The 1,162-nt window shown below is 61.8% G+C and carries 1 protein-coding gene and 1 pseudogene; one reads left to right on the plus strand and one right to left on the minus strand.

Annotated features, from left to right (window positions below):
* On the minus strand, positions 1–735 hold a 735-nt coding region (locus EN750_RS35385), incomplete at its 3' end, for a GTP-binding protein (protein WP_127399352.1).
* A gap of 311 nt (positions 736–1,046) precedes the next feature.
* On the opposite strand from EN750_RS35385, the pseudogene EN750_RS41225 reads away from it, so the two are divergent.
* A pseudogene (locus EN750_RS41225) lies at positions 1,047–1,162 on the plus strand (cupin domain-containing protein); the annotation flags it as partial.

Genomic DNA, 1,162 nt, shown 5'->3' on the forward strand with positions numbered 1-1,162 from the left:
GGCGAGGTCGTCGAAGATCGCATCCTTGGGCGGCTCGATCTCCTCGAGCAGTTGTTCCATCAACTGGTCATCATGGTCGGCCAGCGTCTCCAGCATCGAGAAACGCGCTTCGAGCTCGCGCGCCTTGTCGTCGCCGGGAATCTGCGCCACCTCGCTTTCGGCATATTCGCGATAGATGTAGGCGCGCTCCAGCGCCAGGTCGATCGAACCAATGACGACACCGTCCTTGCGCAGCGGAATCTGGCGCAGCAGCAACGGCACGGCACTGGCCGGCTGCAGCATCTTCAGCGTGTCGCGCACGCCGGTGATTGCCTTGTCGACCTTGTTGAGGAACAGAATGCGCGGCACTCCGAGATCGTCGAGCTTGCGCATGATCAGTTGCAGGGCAGGGATCTTCTTTTCATCGGCCTCGGCTACGACGACCGCGAGGTCGCAGGCGGCCAGCACCGGTTCGGCCTCGAAAGAGAATTCGATGGAACCGGGACAGTCGACGAAGGTGATCTGCTCGCCCATGAATTCGGTCGTGGCGACCGTCGCCTCGACGCTCATGGCGTGGGCGCGCGCCTCGGGCGAATGATCCGAAACGGTGTTGCCTGATGAAACGGGATTTTGTCGGGGAATTGAGCCCGTACGGGCCAATATGGCTTCGAGAAGTGTCGTCTTACCGCTTGCGAAGGGACCGACTATGGCAATGCATTTCGGTCCCGTGCGTCGTCCTCCGGCGCGAGTACCCATGACTGACCTCCACTCAGGCGTTTCCCGTAGGACCGACTGGCATGCATGGTTCAGGCGTGGTCAATCGGTCCTGAGCGGCGGCCGGCCTGTTTCGACCGTCGCGGGCGGGGTTCTTTTCAAGTGCCACCTGCCCAAAGCCATCGTCCCACTTGTTTGCCGGCAGGGCAAGAAAAATAGAAATCCTTTGCTCGGCCGTGGCCGGTGCGGATCATATGCTGGGCTGGCAGCCGGAAGCTGTTGCACGTCGGCCGATATCGGCCGAAACTGAAAACAGGCGACCCATCGCCCGCTGTTTGAAGGACCATCGACCCATGAAGATCATTGCCTGCGGCAGCGTGCCGAGCGTCATCGCGCCGGAAAAATACTTCACCGGCCGGGTGCTGCAGACGCCGATCATCGAGAAAGAGGCGCCGGCGCGGCTGCGGGC

Origin of the sequence: Mesorhizobium sp. M7A.F.Ca.ET.027.03.2.1 (assembly GCF_003999175.1) — a bacterium.
In the GTDB taxonomy this organism is placed as follows: Bacteria; Pseudomonadota; Alphaproteobacteria; order Rhizobiales; family Rhizobiaceae; genus Mesorhizobium.